Genomic DNA, 19,737 nt, shown 5'->3' with positions numbered 1-19,737 from the left:
GAATCGCCGTTTTCCGGTGCAGCCACAACCGCAGGGTTCGGGACGACGCAGCAGGTTTTGACAATCGCCCGCATCGACGCTCCCATACATCGGGACGACTTCGAAGCTGGCCATTCGGCGCCACGAGGACCGATCTCAACATGGAAACATCCTGTCCGGATCCGTTACGTCGCGAAGCCGCGCTGAAGACGACTGCCCTGGCAGCGACGCTTCTGTTCACCCACGGACAGACCACGGAGCGCACGGTGATCGCCGCCGAGCGGCTTGGGCGCGCGCTCGGCCTGACCGTGAGGGTGCTGCCATACTGGGGCGAGCTCACCGTCGAGATCGAGGGCACGCCGATCTCACAGATCGTACCTGCCAAACCGCTGGGCGTCGACATGGGCCGGGTGCTGGCCGTCACGACGGTCATCGACCAAGTCTGTAACGACAAGTTATCGCACGATGCCGCCGAGCCTGCGCTCATCTCGGCCGGCCGCCTGCCCCCAGCGTCTACGCCGCGCTTCACATTGTTCGCAGCCCTTGGTGCGGCTTCGCTTGGCGTCATTTTCGGCGCGCTCGATACGACAAGCCTGCTGCTGATCGCGGCGAGCGCCGCCATCGGGGCACTCATGCGCCGCTGGCTGTCCGCCGTCAGCACCAATCCACTGATCCAACCGCTTTGCGCCGCATTCGTCGCGGGGGTCGTGGCGGCGGCTGCCGGGCGCTTTCAGCTATCGGAGGCCACAACGTTGGTCGCCTTCTGTCCCTGCATGGTGCTGGTGCCCGGCCCGCATATTCTCAACGGCGCCATCGACCTCGCGCGCACGCGCATGGCGCTGGGGCCTGCGCGCCTCGCTTATGCCGCCGTCATCGTGCTCCTGATCTGCGCCGGCGTCCTGCTCGGTTTTGCCGCCGTCGGCGTAGACCTCGCGGTCGCCAACTCGGCTCGGCCCGTGCCCCTGGTCATCGACATGGTCGCGGCAGGATGTGCCGTCGCCTCCTTCGGCACCTTCTTCTCGATGCCGTGGCGTCTTCTGCCGTTCCCGATCGTAGTCGGCATGTTCGCTCACGCCGTGCGCTGGACACTGATCTCCGCCGCAGGCACAAGTCCCGCGACCGCGGCGCTCGTCTCCTGCATGCTGGTCGGTATCGTCGTCACGCCGGTCGCAGACCGCCTGCACCTGCCCTTTGCGGCCCTCGCCTTTTCTGCCGTTGTCTCGATGATGCCGGGCTTTTTTCTGTTCAACGCCGCGGCGGGGCTCGTCCAATTGGTGTCGCTCGGGCCGGGCGCGCCGCCGATGCTACTGACAGGTATCGCGGCGAACGGTGCCACGGCGTTTCTGATCGTCATGGCCATGACCGTCGGACTGATCCTCCCGCGCATGCTGTTCGAGCGCTTCTCGTCCACGCGAGAGCAATCGCAGTGATAGGGCGTCCGCGGGCTCGTGGTCTCGTCCCTATGCCTGCGCGGCTCTGGTCCTCCTCGTGAAGTCAGGCTTGCGTTTCTCAAGGAAGGCCGTCAACGCCTCGCGGGCGTCCTCGGACCGCACCTGCGCGCTGAACTCCTGGTTCTCGGCCTTCATCGCCGCCCTGATCTGCTCGCGGAATGGCTGCTTCATCAGCCGCTTGCTCGCCTGCATCGCTCCCGCCGGCTTTGCGGCCAATTGCCGTGCGGTGTCGGTCGCCGTCGCCAACACGTCCTTGTCGGGCAGGACCCGAGTAATCAGACCCAACTCGGCGGCCCGCCTGGCATCGAAGGGGCCTCCCAGCAGAATCAGTTCCGCCGAGCGAACATGACCGATCCGCTCCGGTACGGAGCAGCTCGATCCAAACTCCGGCACGAGAGCCAGATTGATGAAGGGCATCTGGAATTTCGTGCTCTCGCCGGCGTAGATGAAGTCGCAGTGGGTCAACATGGTAGTGCCGCCGCCGATCGCAGCACCTTGGACCGCCGCGACCAGCGGTTTGTCGAAGTCGAGCAATGTGCTCATGAGACGGGCCTGCGGCGATTCGCCCGGCCCTGGAGGATTCTTGAGAAAATCCTCGATATCATTGCCGGCACAGAACGAATCCCCTGCGCCGTGCCAGAGGACGACGCGTGTATTGTCGTCACTCGCCGCCGCGCTGAAGATGCTTGCGAGAGCGAGGTACATCGCCGACGTCATCGCGTTTCGCTTCGTCGGGCGGTTCAATTGGACGCGCAGGACGCTTCCTGCCTGCTCGGTAACGATCTCATCCATTGGCGAGCCCTTTATTCTTTGGCGAATTCACTGCAGTTCGGGCGTTTCGGGGCCGCTTCCGCCGCCCCGAACTGATCGCCGCGCTAGGCCGCATGTTCCTTTGCCTTCGGAATGGTCCCGCTGGCATGCAAACCGTCGATTTCGGAGGCGCTAAATCCGAGTTGCCGCAGGACCTCGTCGTTGTGCTCTCCGAGTCCCGGAGCACGCTGTGCCGTGACCTTGGCGACGCCATGGAGCTGAATGGGGCTGCTGATCGTGGAGGTCAGCTTGCCGCCTGCGCCTTCGAGCGGAACGATGATGTCGTTGGACCGGAGTTGCGGATCGTTGACCACCTCTTTCGGTCCCCGCACGGCGCCGAACGTGACGTGGGCTTTGCTGAATACCTCGTACCAATAGGCCATGGGCTGGGAGCAGAAGACCTCATCGAGAATGGTCGTAAGCTCCGGCATGTTCGCCATCAGCTTCGCTGGATCGGAGAACCTTGGATCCGTCAGCAGATCCGGGCGACCGATCGCTTTGGCCACGGCGTCCAGCTTGTCAGGTGTGACGATGAGCACGAACCAGGTATCGTCCTTGGTACGATACACGTTCATCGCTGCGTTTGCGGGGTGCATGCGATCATGCGGGGGGAAGAACTTCGCTTCGCAGAGCGCCGCCTGGATCGAGACACTCGCCGACCAGATGCCTTCGGCGAGAAGCGAGGTCGTGACATGAGCTCCCTTTCCCGTTCGTTCACGGCGATAGAGAGCGGTGACGATCGCGGAATACAGCCCGACAGCGGTGGCGTTGTCGCCGCTGCCCGCCACAGGCCAGGTCGGCGGTGCGCCGGCATCGCGCGTCATCGACAGCAAGCCGCTTCGTGCCCAGTAAGACGTGATGTCGAAGCCCGGGAGATCTGCATCCGGCCCCTTGTCGCCGAAGCCGGTGATATCCGCATAGATCAGCCGCGGATTGAACTGAGCGACATCGTCATAATCGAGCTTCAACCGCTTGCGGGCTGGATGCGGCGTGTTGACGATGAGCACGTCGGCCCATTTCACCAGCCGTTCGAGCACGGGCTGTGCGCTCGGCGATTTCAGATCGAGCGTCATGCCGCGCTTGTTGCGGTTTGCCAGATGCCAGGTATAGGCATCGTCGGCGACCGGCTGCGGCGGGAGCTTGTTGGCGTGACGCCAGAGATCGCCGACCGGCGGCTCGACCTTGATGACGTCGGCACCGAAGTCGGACAAGATCACGGCGGCGCTGGGCCCTGCAATGAAGCTTGCCAGGTCGACGACCTTCAGTCCGGAGAAAATGTTATCGCTTGCCATGGCTGATCCTTCCAGATTGTTGTATGCGGCAGGCTTTCGTCATCGCCCGTGAAATTGCGGTTGACGCTTCTCGAGGAAGGCGGACGTCCCTTCCTTCTTGTCCTCGGTGGCAGCGCAGATGCCGAAGTAGGACGCCTCCAGCGCAAAGCCCTCGGCCTGGCTGGTGTCGAGCCCCTTGTTGGCCGCCTCCAGTGAGAATTTCACGGCGATCGGCGCATTGGCCGAGATCTGCTTCAGGATCGTCTCGGCGCGCCCAATGAGATCTGCTGGTGGCACGACCTCATTGACGAGGCCGATGCGATAGGCCTCCTGCGCTGAGATCGTTTCCCCCGTCAGGATCAATTGCAACGCGCGGCCCTTGCCGACCAGGCGTGGCAGACGCTGGGTGCCGCCGCCTCCCGGCAGAAGGCCGAGCTTCACCTCGGGCTGACCGAACTTGGCGTGCTCGGCGGCGATCCGGATCGTGCAGGCCATCGCGGTCTCGCAGCCGCCGCCAAGGGCGAAGCCGTTGATCGCGGCGACCACCGGCTTGCCGAGGTTTTCGATCAGGTTCAGAACCTCCTGCCCGAAGCGGCTGGACTCCTCGGCCTCATAGGCGTCGACATGCGCAAGCTCGCTGATATCGGCGCCGGCGATGAAGGCCTTTCCGCCCGAGCCCGTGAGGATGACGCCGTGCACGGAGGTATCGGCCTTCGCCGCCTCGAACGCGGTCTTCAGGTCGATCCAGGTCGGCATGTTCAATGCGTTGAGGACCTTTGGGCGATTGAGAGTGACGTAGGCGATCCCGTCCTTCGTCTGATAGAGCACGTTGGTAAGCGCCGAAATGTCGGCCATGGTCGTCTCCTGTGTTCCCGATCAATGCGGGCGGCGACAGCACGTCGCCGCCCGCATGGCGCAACGGTCAGATGAAGGCACTGATGCCGGTGATCGCCTTGCCGACGATCAGATTCTGCATCTGATAGGTGCCTTCATAGGAATAGAGCGCCTCGACGTCGTTGAAGAAGCGGCCGACGTTGTAGTCCGCAACGATGCCGTTGCCGCCCAGCAGCTCGCGACCCCAGGCGACGGTCTCGCGGGACTTGGCCGTGCAGAAGGCCTTCGCAAGCGCCGCATGGTGATCGCCGAGCTTGCCCTCGTCATCGAGTTGCGCGAGGCGAAGCATGAGGCACTGGCACGCCGTCAGGTTGCCGAGCATCTTGGCGAGCAGGTCCTGGACCAGCTGGAACGAGGCGATCGGCTTGCCGAACTGCAAACGGCTCTGCGTATAGGCGAGCGTGTTCTCGAAGGCCCCCATCTGTGCGCCCGTCGATGCCCATCCCACCATGTAACGCGTCATCCGCAGCACACGCGCAGTGTCACGGAAGGAGTTGCCCGCCTGTAGCCGGTTGGCCTCGGGGACGCGCACGTCCTTCATCGTGATCTCGCCGTTCTGAACGACCTTGAGCGCGATCTTGTGCTCGATCTTCTCGACGCTGAAGCCGGGTGTCGACTTGTTCTCGACGATGAAGCCCTTGACCTGGTTGTCGGCAAGGTCGCGCGCCCAGATGATCGAAAGGTCGCACCAGGGCGCGTTGCCGATCCACCGCTTCTGTCCGTTGAGAATCCATGTGTCGCCATCCAGCTTGGCCGTCGTGGTCAACCCTCCGCTCGATCCTGAACCCACGAGCGGCTCGGTGAGGCCGAAGCAGCCGATCTTTTCCCAGCGTGCCATCGCCGGCAGCCATTTCTGCTTCTGCTCCTCCGAGCCGTCGAGATAGATCGAGCCCATCGCAAGGCCGCTGTGCACGCCGAAAAACGTGCAGATGGAGGGATCGACGCGTGCCAGTTCCATGGCGACGAAGCCAAACAGCTTCTGGCTGCCGCCGGCGCAACCGTAGCCATCGTAGCCAAGCCCGCCGATGCCGAGCTCCTTGAACGACGGCAGCAGCTCGAACGGAAACGCGTCATCAGCCCAGTACTTGTTGATGACCGGCTTGACCTTGGTCTGCATATAGGTCCGCACTTTCTTGACCAACGCCAGCTCGTCGGGCGCCAGGACCTCGACGAGTTGGTAGAAGTCGCCGTTGGGTACGGGCACCGGCTTCTTGGCTTCGGTCTTGCGGGGAGCGGTTGCTGTTGTCATTTCGAGTCTCCGTGAATGACGCGTCTTGTCGTGGTCCGATCACCAATCTGACGGCAATGTGCGCGGCGTTCTTGAAGCAGCTTGCCGTGTCGGGGACGTTTTTGCCCCTTCGTCGCATCGGACCTCTCACCATGATCGCAATCGAAAGGCCTCGAGAAGCCGATCCTCTCGAGGCCTTGTCAGCTCTGAGCAGACGTTACGTCTTAGGCGACGCGGCCCGCCGCTTTCGCTTTGCCCGCCTTGGCGGCAACCTGCTTGCGGAGCTCGATCAGACCGAGCAGAACTTCGTCGCGCTCAGCCTCGAGCTCGTCGATCGAACGAGAGCCAGCCTCGGCGTGGACGCCGTCGATGAGCTTCTTCTGCACATCAGGCGTGAGCTCTGGAGAACCGAGCACCTTCCACCACGCGGTCATCGGCCCGGTGAATTGCTGGAAGAAATGCTCGATGCCGCCCTTGCCGCCGCCGAGATGATTGAGCATCACCTGGCCCATGATGCCCCAGCGCAGGCCCGGGCCCCAGCACAGTGCGGTGTCGATGTCGGCCACACTGATGACGCCTTCGGCGACGAGATAGTAGACCTCCCGCGCCAACGCGGCCTGCAAACGGTTGGCGACGTGCCCAGGCACTTCCTTGTTGAGACGCACCGGCTGCTTGCCGAGACCGGCGTAAAATTCAGTCGCCCGCTGGATGGTGTCCTCCGACGTCTTGACGCCGCCGACGATCTCGACCAGAGGAACCAGATGCGGCGGATTGAAGGGGTGGCCGATCACGCAGCGTTCGGGATGCATTTCGCAGGCGGACTGAATCGCACTCATGGTCAGCCCGGATGAGCTCGAGGCGATGATGACGCTCGGATGCAAGAGCTCGTCGAGCTGGCGGTACAGCGTACGCTTGAAGTCGATCTTCTCCGGCCCGTTCTCCTGCACCATGTCAACGTCCTTCACGGCGGAGGAGAGAGCCGCCGTAAATGTCAGATTATTCTGCGATGCGCCGGACGCGAGCCCCAGGCGTTGCAGCGCCGGCCAGGCCGCTGCAACGAAGCGCTTCAAGGCCGCTTCCGCGTCCGGCGCAACGTCGGTTGCCACGACCTCAAGTCCGTTGGCGAGGAAGAGCGCGCTCCAGCTCGCACCGATGACTCCGGTGCCGATCACGGCGACGCGGCGAATGGGCTTGTTCTGCGGCATATCAGTTCTCCTGCGGGATTTCGGCATAGGCGATGCCGGTGAGGTTGCCCTGGGCGTAGAGGAAGTTCCGTTCGCCGGATCCATCCAGACGCGCCGTATAGACCGAGCCTGCGAAGTCCGTGACGAACATGCGATCACCGGGCACATCCAACGCAATCCCGATGCCTTCCATGAGGTGGGTCACCACGATTTCCGGCTCGGCCGACTTGTTGTCGATCGACGCCCTGTTGACGGTGTTGCCGCGAGGCGGATCGCCGCGATCGGTCCAGTAAAGGACGCGGTTCTTCAGATCGAGCTCGAGGTCGATCGGTTCGGGCAAGGCGTCATAGAATACCTCGATGTCGGACCGGTTTGCCGCCGTCTGCCCGGCCGGAATCTCGACATTGGCGCGGAAGATGCGGCCGCGCCCGGCATTGTCCGGGCCTTTCTGCGTCCAGTAGATCTTGTCGTGCTTGGGATCGATCGTCAGCCCGACGCACCACCTCGTCTGATCCTTGCTGTCATTATCGCCGTGCCCGGCTTCGATGAGCGTCTCGCAGCGGGATCCGTCGAGATTACAACGCATGACGCGCATGCCTTCGCGGTCGCACCAGTACAACTTTCCGCTCGCCTTCTCGAGGATGATCTGCTTTGGCGTATGGGTCGTCACGCCCTTCGCAATGATCACCTTGCGATTGCCGCCGTCGAGATCCGCGCGCTCGATCGAACCGTCGTTCAGGTTGGGAACGCCCATATTCGTCCAGTAGATGTGGCCAGCCTCGACGTCGACGACGATGCCGTCCGGGAGCCAGCAGCCGGTCACGATCGTCTTACGGTCCGAACCATCCGTTTTCATCGTGTGTATCTTCCCGGCGTTCAGTTCGAGAACGAAAAGGCGAGAGACCGTCGCTTTCGCGCGAGAACTATCGATTGCCGTCGACGCTGCTTTGGGCATGAGCCACCTGTCTGGTTGTGTCATTGCGCCGAATGTGACGCACGTGCCATTTGCCTTATTGAACGGGATTGCCGCCCTCAGAACCGGCTTGCTGCTGTTTGCGACGTCGATTGACGGCGGGATTGCCGGACCGGTTACGGATCGAAACCCTGTTCTGGCGGACGGCCGCCAGCAGTGATGTCGAAGCGATCCGGCGCCATATCCAGGGCGCGATGAGAAGCAGGAGAAGCATGGAACAGCACCTCGTTGACGAAACTGCGAGAGCCGTGCTCAGCCGCTGCACTGGCTTGCCAACAAATCGTTGAACACGTCGATTTCCGAATCGAGCTCGGCGACATCCCGACCGTGATCCGCGTCGTGAATGCAGCCGGCCGCCGCCTGGCGCATCGTCACCAATTCGTAGAAGGATGCGGCATAGATCCGGCATACGGCCTCGCGGTCGGCGGCGCGATCGATCTGACTGCGTATCGCAGTCCATCGCAGCCGCGGCGCCGTGACTTGATGCGGCGAGCCACATTCCGCGACCGCCGTCGGAATCGTGGCTCCGTTGAGCGCGATGGACATGAGTGCGGAGGCGATTCTAACCATCATGGTACAGCTCCGGGTGGCGTCAGTGCTGCGAAGACATCTACGCCTCATCCAAATTGATCTCTCGGATGTCCTTGCTTCTTCTGGGACCTGCTTGCGCCTCCGGCGATCATCGTCGCGATTGGAGCGCCCCGCGACCAGTCGCGGCAGCTTCGTACAAGAGACGAGGCTCTCCGCCGCCTAGATTGGCTCGGTCGGCTGCGCTGCGACGATGGCCCGGATCGTCGCCCCCGACACTGACCTGCGGGATTGGGCGCTCATCCTCCCGAGACGCTCGGATTTTCACGCAAGGTCAAACTAGGCCGATAGCAACGATGCTATCGGCCTTCTTTTGCTCTGGATACAGCTTTTCTGGAAACTAGAAGTGTTCGGCCCGCTCGAATTCCTCGCGACAGGTCATGCTGAACTGATAGAGGAGATCGATCGTGCCATTCTTCGCCATGTCCCGGAGCACCATGAAGCTCTTATCCGGCTCCAGATAGGTGTCCAGGATCTTCTTGGCGATCTCGTCGGCACTCTTCACCACGGCATCGGACGACAGAACTCGCATTCGTCCAAGCTTCGCATACAGACCGACCAGGCTGGGAATGTCGGCATCGTCATGCTGGAGCGCATCGATGTAGCACTTGGAGGCTTCCTCGATGAATTCCCGGTAAAGCACCTGTCGGCGATTATTCTCGCGCGCGAACCATTGCGCGCGAACCTGCAAGCGCTGCGATAGCCACCCGGCAAAAACACTGGTGAACCCGCCCACGGCCGTGCCAGCCAGGGCCGCCAGAGCGGTGACAATGGATCCGTCCCCCGAGGAAAACACCGAAGATACCCAGCTTTTGCTTGTCCGAACTCATCGATTACGAAGTCTCCCGAATGAGACGCGAGCTGCGCTGACCCGTCAGATATGACCACAGCCACTGTGTCTGCACCCGGAACCGGTTCTGAAGCTGCGGCAGTGCGAGCACATGCCCAGACAAACCAGGTCAGGAAGCCGCTCGTGCGCAAGCGGCCTGCCTCCAAGATCGCAAAATTCCGGCCGACGACCGCCATGTTGCCCTTGCTCCGATAACGGAAGGGGCGAAACTCCTTGCGACCGCCGATCCGCTCGGCGATCACTCGTCCCACATATCGTCCTTGCTGGATCGCCGCCTGCGCCACCCCCGGGACCGGGTGCCCATCCTGCACGATGGCAGCTGCGTCGCCCACGACAAACACATCGGGAGCCTCCACGATGCTGAGATAGGGATCGACAATGGCGCGTCCTGCGCGATCCACCGTCGTTCCGAGCATCTTTATGACCGGCGAGGCGGCAACGCCTGCGGTCCAGACCACCGTGGCGCTTGCGATCCGTTCGCCGGCCGCGATCACGCCCTGGCCGTCGACCTTGTCGACCTTCACGCCCGTGCGGACCTGCACGCCGAGCTTCTCGAGCCGATCTGTCACCTTTCGCGACAGCGATTCCGCAAAGGTCGGAAGAACGCGCGGGCCACCGTCCAGCAATATGATGCGGCTGTTGGTGGGATCGATGTTGCGAAAATTCTTGCGCAGGGTCACAGAAACCAGGTGAGCAATCGACGCGGCAAGCTCGACGCCTGTCGGGCCTGCGCCCACCAGGACGAACGTCATCTGGCGCGCACGCTCCGCCTCGTCATCAGTCGATTCGGCGAATTCGAAGGCACTGAGGATCCTGGTTCGGATCGCTTCGGCATCATTGAGACTCTTGAGGCCCGGCGCGAACCGCGCAAACTCGTCGTGACCGAAATAGCTCGGGCGCATTCCGGGGGCGACAATCAGAAAGTCATATCCGAACGCGAGCGTTCCGCTTCCTAGGCAAGCCGCCTGGACGATGCGGGTGCGCACATCGATGGCCTTGACCTCGGCCAGCAGCACGCTGAGGTTCTTCTGCTTCACTTCCAGCTGGCGGATAGGCGCAGCGATTTCCGACGGCGCCAGGACCGCGGTGGCCACCTGATAGAGCAGCGGCTGGAAGATGTGATGATTGCGCCGGTCGATCAACAGGATCTCGACGTCGGATCGCCGCAGCGCACGCGCGGCCGCGACGCCTGCAAATCCGGCGCCGACGATCACGACGCGCTTCTTCTGCGATGCCGTAGCAGCGATAGACGACGTCTCAGGGGGTGAGGATCTGGTCAACACTGTGCTCAATGGTCCACCCGTGGAGTTTTGTGCGCCCCTGGCCGGACTCCCGATACCGCGACCTCCCGATCCCTTCTTGAACGACGTTGCGATATGGAGAACGTTCGTGCCGCATCGCGGTTTCGAGACCGTCGTACGGCCGGCAGGTTGCGCACGCGAAGCCTGCGCCGCGATGTGGCGACGCCGCTCTGGGGCGATGCCTATCGTGCCATGCGTCTGCGCGCGTCCGCACCGCCATCGGACGGCTTCGCGGAAGCCCCAATGACCTGCCTGCACGCATCGCTGAGCTCTCGCTGCTTTTGTCTGAGACAAGTCGTGATGTCATCGGCGTCGGGGATGAAGGCGCTGCAGAGGCGAAGCACATCGGGCGTGCACGCACGCCGCTCTTCCGACGTTCCCTGCGCAAGGGAGGGAAGAGGAGTGGCCAGAACGCTCAACAAGGCCAGACGCAGGCGCCCTCGCGCAAGGAACGCCAGCCAAAGCTGGCCCTGGTTGAGTCGACGGTTCATGCTGGGAGGGTACCTGTTTGAAGACATTGACGCCTCGAACGCGACCAGCACGCTGTGCCGGCCGCCCCTCGGGCGAATACACACTTGATCAGCGGAAGTGTTCCTTCTGCCGGCCGCAGCATGCTCATAGCGGACTGACGACGCTTGGAGGGAACTGCGAGGACTTGTATGCGATTGCGCCGACGACGACTGACGTCGCCTCAGGCCTTGACGCCGGCTTGCGGACGGCCGCGCGCATGTTCCGTATGCTCTCGAACCGCGGAGACGGGTCCGCCTTGTGCTCGATCAAAGGCCGCACTGGCCGTCGCGAGTCGCCTCGCGATCTCGCTGTCACCACGCGGCCCGACGCTCCATTCCAGCGCCGCGCGGATGTCGCTGAGTTGGCTGGACCAGACCGCGGCTCTTTCAGTCCCTTGCGGAGGGGGTGAAGGCGATTGGGATTCCAGTTGCTCCGTCATGTACCGGGCATGCCGCGCGAAGATTGCATCGGCTTCGGCATGTTCCTCCAGCCTGTCGAGAGCGTAAGCCCGCGTCGTGTTGAGCAGCCGATAGTGCGGCTGTCCCTGCACCAGCCGAGTCGCAATCAGGGACTTGCCGGCCAGACCCGCGATCGCATCGAAAAATTGCCCCTCGCTCCAATCGCTGTCGCCAGCGACATAGCGCGCCCCCTCCAGCGTGAAATAATCGACGAAGGGCGCGATGCGGCGAAAGACAATGCTCTCGAACTCCGTCAGCAGATCGGCGCTCCAATCAAGTGTCGCCTTCAAGGTCCGGTGTCGCGCGACATTGGTCCGGTGGTCCAGCTTCATCAGCTCGGCACGGGACGCCAAACGGGCAAAGGTGTTCTTGACGCCGAGCCCCGCAGCATGTCTCGCCGCCAAGTCGATCGCGAGAGGTACGCCATCCAGCTCTCGGCACATCTCCACCACCAGCAGGATCTCCGCGTCGCCGAGAGCGGAACCTCGGTCCTTCATCACGCGATCGGCGAACAATTGCACCGCCGGAAACCGGCGTATGGCATCTGCCGTTTGCCCGGAATCACCAGGTGGGACTTCGAAGGGAGGCACGTGGTAGCAGCGCTCGCCCTCGACCCTCAGCATTTCACGGCTCGTCGCCAGAATATGGACCTGCGCCGCTTCCTGGTAGAGCTGCTCGGCGATCGATGCGACAGCGTCAATGACGTGCTCGCAATTGTCGAGAATGACGAGCAGCCTTCTCGAGCGAACGAGCTCGACCAGCTCCTGATCCGGCGCACTGGATCCCAGGCCGAGCCCCAGCGATGTGCCGATCGTCCTCGCAACGTGCTGCGGATCCGTGAGGCTTGCCAGGTCGACAAAAAACGCCTCCCCGTCGAATTCCTCCGCAACGGCATGACCGACGTCCACGGCAATGGTCGTCTTCCCGATCCCGCCGGGACCGAGCAGGGTGACGAACCGGTCCTCCCGCAGTCCGTCCTTGACCTCGGCGACCACCGCATCCCGGCCAATCATTCTGGCGTGACGCAGAGGCAGCCGACTATGGGAGATGTCATCCGTGCTGGCCGCGCCTGCTTCGCGATTGATGGCGCCGATAAAGGAATATCCCCTGCCCTGGACGTTTGCGATGTATCGGTCGCCGAACTGACCATCTCCGAGCGCCTTGCGGATGGCCGCGATGTGCACGCGGAGACTACCCTCCTCCACGTTCACACTAGGCCAGACGTGATCGATCAGCTCCTTCTTCGCGACGATCTCACCAGGCCGCTCGGCGAGGTAGACCAAAAGATCCAGAGCGCGATCGCCCAAGGGAAGAACAACGCCGTCGCGCAGCAGCACTCTCTGATCACGCAACAATTCAAAAGGACCGAAACTCAGCCCGCGGACAGCACTACCAGACATAGCTCTCAGCTCAACACGACGGATGTCATGCTCCGTTGCGCGACATTCTGTGTACAAGGTACCAGCGCGTATGTGGCGTGACCAGAGCGCCCGTCCCTTGGAATGGCCGATCCGGCTGCGGTCATGGCCGAGCCGGAACGCTTGCAGCAGGCACATCTGCTGCCTGACCTTCACTTGTGCGTTATTGGACCGAAGTCAGTTCGAGCATGCCCCTCGCTGATTTCAGATCAGGCGTTGCGAATCCTTCGGAGAAGCGGTCGTAAATTGGCTTGATCAGATCACCGGCCCTCCGGATGTCACCGCGCCCGATCCAAATACGAGCAAGCTCCAGTCCTGCTCGCAACTGGAACGAGAGCGCCGATTGCTGATCTGCCAGATCCATTGCCTTTTGCAGGCAATGTTCGGCCTGTTGGACGTCCGGCGCCCTCCCGCACGCATGTGTCAGCCCCTTTGCCATAAGCAGCGCCGGAAGATGGAGAGGCCTCTTGGAGGTGATCTGAACGGCGATCGATTCATCCAGTAGCTTAAGCGCCTCCACGCGCTCGTTCCGTTTCGCCAGGCAAACCGCCAGCTCGGAAACGAAATCCGTGACCAGCATTTCATAGCGCTGACGCGCAAGACCCTCCAGGCTGTCCCACAGATGCTGGATGCCGTCGCCGGTCTCACCGATGCGCACCAGGTAACGTCCCCTCAGTCCTAGCGCGACGGCACGAAACGGCGCCAGCGAATATTTTTCCGCGGTCAGCTCGAACCTCGAAAGGCTGCGTTTGACCTGATCGACATCGTCGATCCAGAAGTAGTACGGCATCGTCAGCATGAGCGCGCGACACAGGGCAATCGGATGATCCGACCTATCGGCCTCCTCAACGGTCATTTCCGCACAGCGCGCGGCCCGGTCGAGGTTGCCCGCGAACCAGTGCGATCGCGTGAGATTGAACAGCGACGTGGTGCGGGGATCGAACAGGTACTGCGTTGCATTGAACCGTCGATGGCGCGGCGAACTACGCAAGGATCGTTCGAGATGCTGCTGGGCCCGGAAATGATCGGCCAGCATGTAGTAGGCGCTCCCCAGCATCGAATCGGCAAGGATTGCGTCGTCCGGGTTTCGCGTCTTCCTTGCAACGACTTCGCTGCGCAACGCAAGCTCGAGGCTGCCGGCCGCATCGATGATGCGGTGAAAGTACATCGACAATCCACTCAAAAGACGCATCGTCTGATAGGCATCTTCGCGCTGCTCGGCGAACGTCAGCGCCGTCTCGAAGGCGTCGCGAACCTGCTGGCTGTTGCCTTCGGTAAACATGAGCGACAACGCGAGCGAAGCGTGAATCTCCATTTGCTCTCGCTGATCGCAGTCCGGGGTCATCCGGTCGGTCGCCCTCTCCATCCAGTGCCGGCATTCCGGCAGGAGCGACATGGCGACAAACAACTGCGCGGCCGCGGCCGCCAGTCTTAGCGACGTGCGGTCGTTTCCGTTGGGACCGAAGCTCCATTCAAGCGCGGCTCGGACATTTCCGAGATAATCCCGCACCGCCTGTGTTGCCGTCTCCGAGGCGCGCAGATCAAAGAGGTTGACGCTATTGGCTTCCAGCAATCCGATCGAGTAGTCGGCGTGCCGCGCCGCAACGGAGTTGTGCTCGCCACAGGTGGCGAGCTTTTCCAGCGTGTACGCCCGCGTTGTATCGAGCAATCGGTAAGACGTTCCGCGGGTGTCGGCCAAAACTCCGATCAGCGACTTGTCGACCAGAGTTCCCACAGCATCTACGACGGAGGCGCGGCCGACGCCATCTCCCTCGGCTACTGCAACGGCCGCCTCGAGCGTAAAGTGCCCCACAAAAATTCCGACGCGTCTCAGCACAATTCGCTCCACCTCCGAAAGCTGGTCGTGACTCCAGTCCAGCGTGGCCCGCAGCGTCTGATGTCTCGGATTTGCGGTCCGTCGGCCGAATTTCAGGAGATCAAGGCGCGACCCCAGCCTCGACAACGTATCCCTTACGCCGAACGTCGCTGCTCTTCCGGCGGCCAGCTCGATCGCGAGCGCGATACCGTCGAGCCTGCGGCAGATCTCGGCCACAACGGGGGCCTCACCGTCGCTGAGAGAAAAGTCGCTGCCGCGCGCACTCATGCGCTCGGCAAAGAGGCGGGCAGCGGAATAAGAAAGAACCTGTGTCGCCGTCTGCCCCTCCTGTTCCGGCGGACAATCCAGCGGAACAAGATGGAACACGCCTTCCCCGGCAACTTGCAACGCTTCCCGACTGGTCGCGAGCACATGGACGTTCCGCGTGCTCCGAAAAATGCGATCGGTAATCTCCGCCGCCTTGTCAACGAGATGCTCGCAGCCATCCAGAATGATGAGCGCCTTCCGGTCGCGTAGGATCCTGAGCAGCGCCTCTTCCGGGTCGTCAAACCGCGGATTGACGCCGAGCGCGGCGATGACGGCGCCAAAGACCTGCTCCTTGTCCTTCAACGCCGAAAGATCTACGAAGGAAACCGCCTCGGAGAAGTCCGCCAACGCGGCGTGCCCGACCGCGACAGCGATCGTCGTCTTCCCGATGCCGCCTGTCCCCAGAACAGTTACCAGCCGCTCCGTCTGCATCCTGGCGCATATCTCACGAACCGCGTCGTCGCGACCGACCATGCGGCCAAGCGCCGGCGGCAGATTAGACACGCCCGAAAACGCGGCTAGGCCATCCTGCCTCTCCGGCGGCCGCGTGACAGACGCAACGAAGCAATAGCCGCGCCCCTGCACATTCGAGATGTACTTGTTGCCGAACTGTCCGTCCCCAAGCGCCTTGCGCAGGGCCGACAGATGAACGCGTAAACTGCCTTCCTCGACAATGACGTCGGGCCAGGCCCGGGCCATCAGCTCGCCCTTGGTGACGACCTCGCCGGCGCGGTCGATGAGAGCCATCAGAATATCGAAGGCCCTGCCGCCGACCGGAACAATCTCCTCGGCTTTCCTGAGAGAACGTTCGGCGACATTCAACTCAAATGGGCCGAATAGCACTCTAGCCGTGCTCGGTGAGCCGCTTCGCACTGTCGGCATGATTGGCTCCGCCAAGACGCCGATGACCGGCCTTTCCACGGCCTGAGTGTCGACCCAAACAATGATCGACGCAAGCCTGTCAGGGAACCGCTCTTATCACATCGTCACGCCAGTATGAGCCGTCCAGGACGCGCGCGGCTAGACGCAGGTCGAACGTATCGGCGCCGCCACGGAATTTCACATAGGTGGTTCGCAGCAGCTCCCGCGCGGCCTCCCTCCTTGCGTCCGATCTCTCGGCCATGGCGAGACTGGTGGCGGCTCGCAAAGTCCAGGCCAAACTCCCTTGCCGTTCCGACAGCTCGATCGCGCGCAGGAAATATTCCCGACAAGCAGACAGCCCTTCCTTGTTCGCCAACGCCAGCTCGCCCCTGATTCGCAGCAGCTCCGGCGCGTGAATTTGATGCTCGTCATCGAGGTTGATCTTCGCACCTTCGAAAACGGCCATGGCCTGCCCCGCGCGGCCGGAGACCGCCAGACATCGCGCAAATTCCGCCAACATGATCGCATTGAAAACGCCGTAGCTGGCAGCGGAGAGTTTTTCCAATCCCGCATAGAGCAGCTCGGCCGCTATCTCGGTCTCACCTCGCCTGCCGCGCCCAAGCGCCTGCACGCACATACCGAAACCTTGATAGCTCTCCACGCCGTATTTCGCGGCGTGATCGACCAGCTCGTTGGCACGCGCGGTGGTCTCCCCGGCATCCGGATCGAGCAGATAGGCGTCGAAGCTCGCACCGGCCAGCGCGACGCATAGTGGAACGGCCTGATCCAGCTGCCGTGCCTCGGCGAGCGACATCTCGGTCAGACGTCGCGCATGGTCCGGCGAGCCGCGCAGCCAGACAACGTTCGACAGGATCATCAGCGCATCCGTCTTGCGGTCGTAGCCGAACCGTTTGATCAGCGCCTGCCGGGCGGTTTCGTCGTCGCAATGCAGGGAACGCTCGAGACAGCTTTCGGCCTGTAATATCCGCCCGGTGTGATGATAGCTGATGCCGCGCATGTAGTTGGCCATCGCGATCGCCCCACGATCCACGATCCGCTCGGCCAATTGGCCACAACTTTCCGCCAGCAGAACCGCTTCGGCGTATCGCGGAAGCCGGATCTGGTGAGCCCAGAGAACCAGCAGCGAGACGAGCTGATGCTCGACATCGTCAAGCCTCTCAGCAAGACCGCGTGTCTTGTCCCAGGATGCATAGGATTCTTCGGTCATGCCGCCTGTGAACATCGTGCAGCTCGCAAGTGCCGACTGGATGACCATTTCCTGTCGCGTGCCCGAGTTCATGCCATCGAGACGGCTGACGGCTTTCGCCATCCATTCGCGGCACTCGGTCAGCTGTGCCATCCCCATCCACGTGCTTGCAGAGGCCGCAGCGAGATCGACGCCGATCTGGGCATCGCCGCCGCCGCAAAACGCCCAGGTCAGGGCCGTCCTGAGATTGCCGATCTCGACCCGAAGCGTCCTTGGCCAGCCCGACACATCCATCGAGGCGCCCTGCTTGAACAGGTCGCTGAAATAGAGCGCGTGCCGCCGGCGAAAGAGGTTCAGCTCGTCGGTTTCAGCCAATCGCCGCGAGGCGAAGGCGCGCGTGGTATCGAGCAAGCGAAGCCGAGACTCCTGCCCGTCGGCGGTAATCATCGATTTCGAGCGTAGCTCCCATATGCAATCCGAAGCCCGCGCCTCATCGACCGTCTCGTCTGCGACGACCGCGACTGCCGCCTCGAACGTGAACCCGCCGGCGAACACGCTGAGCCTACGCAGAACTAGCCTCTCCGTCTCCTCAAGGAGGTCGTAGCTCCATTCCAGCGTGGCATTCAGGGTTTGATGCCTCGGCATGGCGGTGCGACGCCCCGCCCACGACAGATTCAGGCGCTCGTCGAGCAAGCTCGCGGTCTTGCTGAAGCCATAGACGTCGATCCTGCCGGCCGCGAGCTCGATCGCGAGCGCAATTCCGTCCAGCCGCCGGCAAATTGCAGCAGCCAGCGGTGCGTCCGTATCCGCCAGATCAAAATGGCCGTGCACGGCGCGCACACGGTCCACCAGCAACTGGACGGCAGGATAGTCCAGGGCACGCAGCGCCGAAATTTCCTGATCTTCCGGAGGGCATGCGAGCGCCGTCAGCTCATGGACGCACTCGCCTTCGACCCGCATCGCCTCCCGGCTGGTGCCGAGCAAGTGCAGCGTCGGCACCTGGCAACATAGTTCTTCCGCAAGGGCCGCAGCTCCGTCGATCAAGTGCTCGCAACCGTCAAGGACAAGAAGCGCCGGCGACGCCCGCAAGCGCTTGATCAGGGCCGGCATGACGTCGTCCGTCTGCACCGGCAGGCCAAACAACGTCGCGACCGCGGGCGCAATGAGCGAGGGATCGCCCAGTGAGCTCAGGTCGATGAAACGCACCTGGCCGTCGAAGCTGGCGCGCAGCTCATGAGCCACGGCGACGGCAACGGTCGTCTTGCCGATGCCACCAGGCCCGACGATCGTAACGAATCTTTGCGAAGTGAGTTTGGTGCTTATTGTGCCGACGATTTCCTTTCGGCCGACCATGCGCGTCAGACGGACGGGCAGCCAGGACTTGGAGGCCTGGTTTGGCTCCGGCGCCTGCACGGAAGACGAACTTATCGGCACTATGAAGCTGTAGCCGCGTCCGGGCACATTGGCGATATATCGCCGGCCGGGGTCTCCGTGCGCCAGTGCCTTGCGCAGCGCCGAAATGTGCACGCGAAGGCTAACCTGATCGACTCCGCGCTCTCCCCAAACACGTTCGATCAGGGTTCTCCTGCTGACGACCTTGTTGGCCTGCTCCACCAGGATAATGAGCAGATCCATCGCGCGCGCGCCGAGTGGCACCACACTAGAGCCACGCGTCAGCAGCCGGTTGCGGATCGAGAGTTCAAAGGGACCGAAGCTCAGGACATTCCCGCTCTGATCGCTCATTGGATGCCTCTTCCGATCCCTTCGTGCTAGAGGCCGCTACTGGATCTCACGTTCGCGCCGCCAGTTCGCGGGGCTTTGCCCGAACGCTTGCCTGAACAATCTGCACAGATGCGCCTGATCTGAAAACCCGACGCTCAGAGCTATCTCGCTCAGGGAGGCCGAGCTGGTGATCATCAGATGACAGGCCTTCTCAAGCCGTCTCTTCACAACGTAAGCATGCGGCGGCTCGCCGAAAGTCAGCTTGAAAGAGCGCGAAAAATGCGCCGGGCTTCGCCGCGCGACGATGCTGAGATCCTGCGTGTGAATGGTACGGTGCAAATTCTTGTCGATGAAAGCGCGCACACGTGCGACCTGCCAGCCGGCCAGTCCCGCCGTTCGGCTCCCCCTGGCACCGGAATGGCGCTCGATCTCCGATTGCAGGATGGTCGAGACGGTCGCAAGCGACGCCTTTGCCGCTTCCCGATCATGCTCGAGCTCGCGCCGCGCCACCTCGACCAGCTGGGCCAGGCTGCTCGCCAGGTAACCGAACTGGAGGCGGCTTGGCGAAGATTTCTGAGCTGGGTGGGGCCCTTCCATGTCAAACCTCGATGTCTGAAATCCTGCCCTGTCGAGAATGGCCGAAACGGTCCCCGTTGGCATGTTAAGTAGCGTTCTGAACTGTTAAATGTGGGCAAATGCTCATTCTTTGGGTAGACGCCCTTAAATTTAAAATCCTTCGAAATCAATGAGATGCGAGCGCGGAGCGCGGGAGCGAGGGCTGACCTCCAGGTATCTCCTCACCTCCAGGCACGCCGAGGGTCCCGCTCTCCCGCTTCAGCTAGATGGCAAAGTGCGGCCGCCGAGTGGCCCGCCACGCGCGACGGATCTT

15 protein-coding genes are annotated in these 19,737 nt (G+C 62.5%); 2 read left to right on the top strand and 13 right to left on the bottom strand.

Features of this window, described 5'->3' with window-relative positions; all coding sequences use genetic code 11:
• Positions 1 to 140 precede the first annotated feature (140 nt).
• Positions 141 to 1,409 (top strand): threonine/serine exporter family protein, encoded by a 1,269-nt coding sequence (locus QQL28_RS01625; protein WP_284260330.1) that lies wholly within the window; start codon positions 141 to 143, stop codon positions 1,407 to 1,409.
• 30 nt (positions 1,410 to 1,439) lie between these two features.
• Here QQL28_RS01625 and QQL28_RS01620 read toward each other — a convergent pair whose 3' ends face one another.
• The 6 genes from QQL28_RS01620 to QQL28_RS01595 all read right to left on the bottom strand — a co-directional run bounded on the left by QQL28_RS01620 (position 1,440) and on the right by QQL28_RS01595 (position 7,673).
• Complete coding sequence (locus tag QQL28_RS01620; RefSeq protein WP_284260329.1) at positions 1,440 to 2,222, bottom strand: enoyl-CoA hydratase; 783 nt, start codon at positions 2,220 to 2,222, stop codon at positions 1,440 to 1,442.
• 83 nt (positions 2,223 to 2,305) lie between these two features.
• Positions 2,306 to 3,532 (bottom strand): CaiB/BaiF CoA transferase family protein, encoded by a 1,227-nt coding sequence (locus tag QQL28_RS01615; RefSeq protein WP_284260328.1) that lies wholly within the window; start codon positions 3,530 to 3,532, stop codon positions 2,306 to 2,308.
• Between the two features lie 39 nt (positions 3,533 to 3,571).
• Positions 3,572 to 4,366, bottom strand: coding sequence for an enoyl-CoA hydratase-related protein (locus tag QQL28_RS01610; protein WP_284260327.1), 795 nt, complete (start codon positions 4,364 to 4,366; stop codon positions 3,572 to 3,574).
• A gap of 67 nt (positions 4,367 to 4,433) precedes the next feature.
• Positions 4,434 to 5,654: an acyl-CoA dehydrogenase family protein gene (locus tag QQL28_RS01605; RefSeq protein ID WP_284260325.1), complete on the bottom strand. Its 1,221-nt coding sequence runs from the start codon at positions 5,652 to 5,654 to the stop codon at positions 4,434 to 4,436.
• 203 nt (positions 5,655 to 5,857) lie between these two features.
• Positions 5,858 to 6,838 (bottom strand): 3-hydroxyacyl-CoA dehydrogenase NAD-binding domain-containing protein, encoded by a 981-nt coding sequence (locus QQL28_RS01600; RefSeq protein ID WP_284260324.1) that lies wholly within the window; start codon positions 6,836 to 6,838, stop codon positions 5,858 to 5,860.
• 1 nt (position 6,839) lies between these two features.
• Positions 6,840 to 7,673, bottom strand: a complete 834-nt coding sequence (locus tag QQL28_RS01595) for a 3-hydroxyacyl-CoA dehydrogenase (RefSeq protein ID WP_284260322.1) — start codon at positions 7,671 to 7,673, stop codon at positions 6,840 to 6,842.
• Between the two features lie 97 nt (positions 7,674 to 7,770).
• Between QQL28_RS01595 and QQL28_RS01590 the strand changes: the two genes are divergently transcribed.
• A complete protein-coding gene (locus tag QQL28_RS01590) occupies positions 7,771 to 7,950 on the top strand; it encodes a hypothetical protein (RefSeq protein WP_284260321.1) in 180 nt (59 codons plus the stop codon).
• A 92-nt stretch (positions 7,951 to 8,042) separates the two neighbouring features.
• On the opposite strand, the gene QQL28_RS01585 is transcribed toward QQL28_RS01590, so the two are convergent.
• The 7 genes from QQL28_RS01585 to QQL28_RS01550 form a co-directional block, all read right to left on the bottom strand.
• Positions 8,043 to 8,336 carry a hypothetical protein gene (locus QQL28_RS01585; RefSeq protein ID WP_284260320.1) on the bottom strand — a complete coding sequence of 98 codons (294 nt, stop codon included), beginning with the start codon at positions 8,334 to 8,336 and terminating at the stop codon, positions 8,043 to 8,045.
• Between the two features lie 382 nt (positions 8,337 to 8,718).
• Positions 8,719 to 8,910 carry a hypothetical protein gene (locus tag QQL28_RS01580; protein WP_284260319.1) on the bottom strand — a complete coding sequence of 64 codons (192 nt, stop codon included), beginning with the start codon at positions 8,908 to 8,910 and terminating at the stop codon, positions 8,719 to 8,721.
• On the bottom strand, positions 8,880 to 10,442 hold the full coding sequence (locus QQL28_RS01575) for an NAD(P)/FAD-dependent oxidoreductase (protein ID WP_284260318.1): 1,563 nt from the start codon (positions 10,440 to 10,442) through the stop codon (positions 8,880 to 8,882). The genes QQL28_RS01580 and QQL28_RS01575 overlap by 31 nt, the downstream gene beginning before the upstream one ends.
• Before the next feature lie 778 nt (positions 10,443 to 11,220).
• Positions 11,221 to 12,834, bottom strand: a complete 1,614-nt coding sequence (locus QQL28_RS01565) for an ATP-binding protein (RefSeq protein ID WP_284260316.1) — start codon at positions 12,832 to 12,834, stop codon at positions 11,221 to 11,223.
• A 244-nt stretch (positions 12,835 to 13,078) separates the two neighbouring features.
• The gene (locus tag QQL28_RS01560) at positions 13,079 to 15,880 is read right to left on the bottom strand and encodes an ATP-binding protein (protein WP_284260314.1); all 2,802 of its coding nucleotides are present in this window, start codon (positions 15,878 to 15,880) and stop codon (positions 13,079 to 13,081) included.
• Between the two features lie 139 nt (positions 15,881 to 16,019).
• Positions 16,020 to 18,869 carry an ATP-binding protein gene (locus QQL28_RS01555; RefSeq protein ID WP_284260313.1) on the bottom strand — a complete coding sequence of 950 codons (2,850 nt, stop codon included), beginning with the start codon at positions 18,867 to 18,869 and terminating at the stop codon, positions 16,020 to 16,022.
• A gap of 36 nt (positions 18,870 to 18,905) precedes the next feature.
• Positions 18,906 to 19,445, bottom strand: coding sequence for a helix-turn-helix domain-containing protein (locus QQL28_RS01550; RefSeq protein WP_284260312.1), 540 nt, complete (start codon positions 19,443 to 19,445; stop codon positions 18,906 to 18,908).
• Positions 19,446 to 19,737 lie beyond the last annotated feature (292 nt).

This window comes from Bradyrhizobium iriomotense, from assembly GCF_030160715.1.
Taxonomy (GTDB): Bacteria; Pseudomonadota; Alphaproteobacteria; order Rhizobiales; family Xanthobacteraceae; genus Bradyrhizobium; species Bradyrhizobium iriomotense.
Note: the sequence above shows the minus strand (reverse complement) of the source record. Positions and strands in the feature narration are given on the sequence as shown.

What these genes read in the sequence shown, in the direction of transcription:
- QQL28_RS01625 (WP_284260330.1), top strand. Translation starts at nt 141, where the DNA reads ATGGAAACATCCTGTCCGGATCCGTTACGTCGCGAAGCCGCGCTGAAG.
- QQL28_RS01620 (WP_284260329.1), bottom strand. Translation starts at nt 2,222, where the DNA reads ATGGATGAGATCGTTACCGAGCAGGCAGGAAGCGTCCTGCGCGTCCAA.
- QQL28_RS01615 (WP_284260328.1), bottom strand. Translation starts at nt 3,532, where the DNA reads ATGGCAAGCGATAACATTTTCTCCGGACTGAAGGTCGTCGACCTGGCA.
- QQL28_RS01610 (WP_284260327.1), bottom strand. Translation starts at nt 4,366, where the DNA reads ATGGCCGACATTTCGGCGCTTACCAACGTGCTCTATCAGACGAAGGAC.
- QQL28_RS01605 (WP_284260325.1), bottom strand. Translation starts at nt 5,654, where the DNA reads ATGACAACAGCAACCGCTCCCCGCAAGACCGAAGCCAAGAAGCCGGTG.
- QQL28_RS01600 (WP_284260324.1), bottom strand. Translation starts at nt 6,838, where the DNA reads ATGCCGCAGAACAAGCCCATTCGCCGCGTCGCCGTGATCGGCACCGGA.
- QQL28_RS01595 (WP_284260322.1), bottom strand. Translation starts at nt 7,673, where the DNA reads ATGAAAACGGATGGTTCGGACCGTAAGACGATCGTGACCGGCTGCTGG.
- QQL28_RS01590 (WP_284260321.1), top strand. Translation starts at nt 7,771, where the DNA reads ATGAGCCACCTGTCTGGTTGTGTCATTGCGCCGAATGTGACGCACGTG.
- QQL28_RS01585 (WP_284260320.1), bottom strand. Translation starts at nt 8,336, where the DNA reads ATGTCCATCGCGCTCAACGGAGCCACGATTCCGACGGCGGTCGCGGAA.
- QQL28_RS01580 (WP_284260319.1), bottom strand. Translation starts at nt 8,910, where the DNA reads ATGCGAGTTCTGTCGTCCGATGCCGTGGTGAAGAGTGCCGACGAGATC.
- QQL28_RS01555 (WP_284260313.1), bottom strand. Translation starts at nt 18,869, where the DNA reads ATGAGCGATCAGAGCGGGAATGTCCTGAGCTTCGGTCCCTTTGAACTC.
- QQL28_RS01550 (WP_284260312.1), bottom strand. Translation starts at nt 19,445, where the DNA reads ATGGAAGGGCCCCACCCAGCTCAGAAATCTTCGCCAAGCCGCCTCCAG.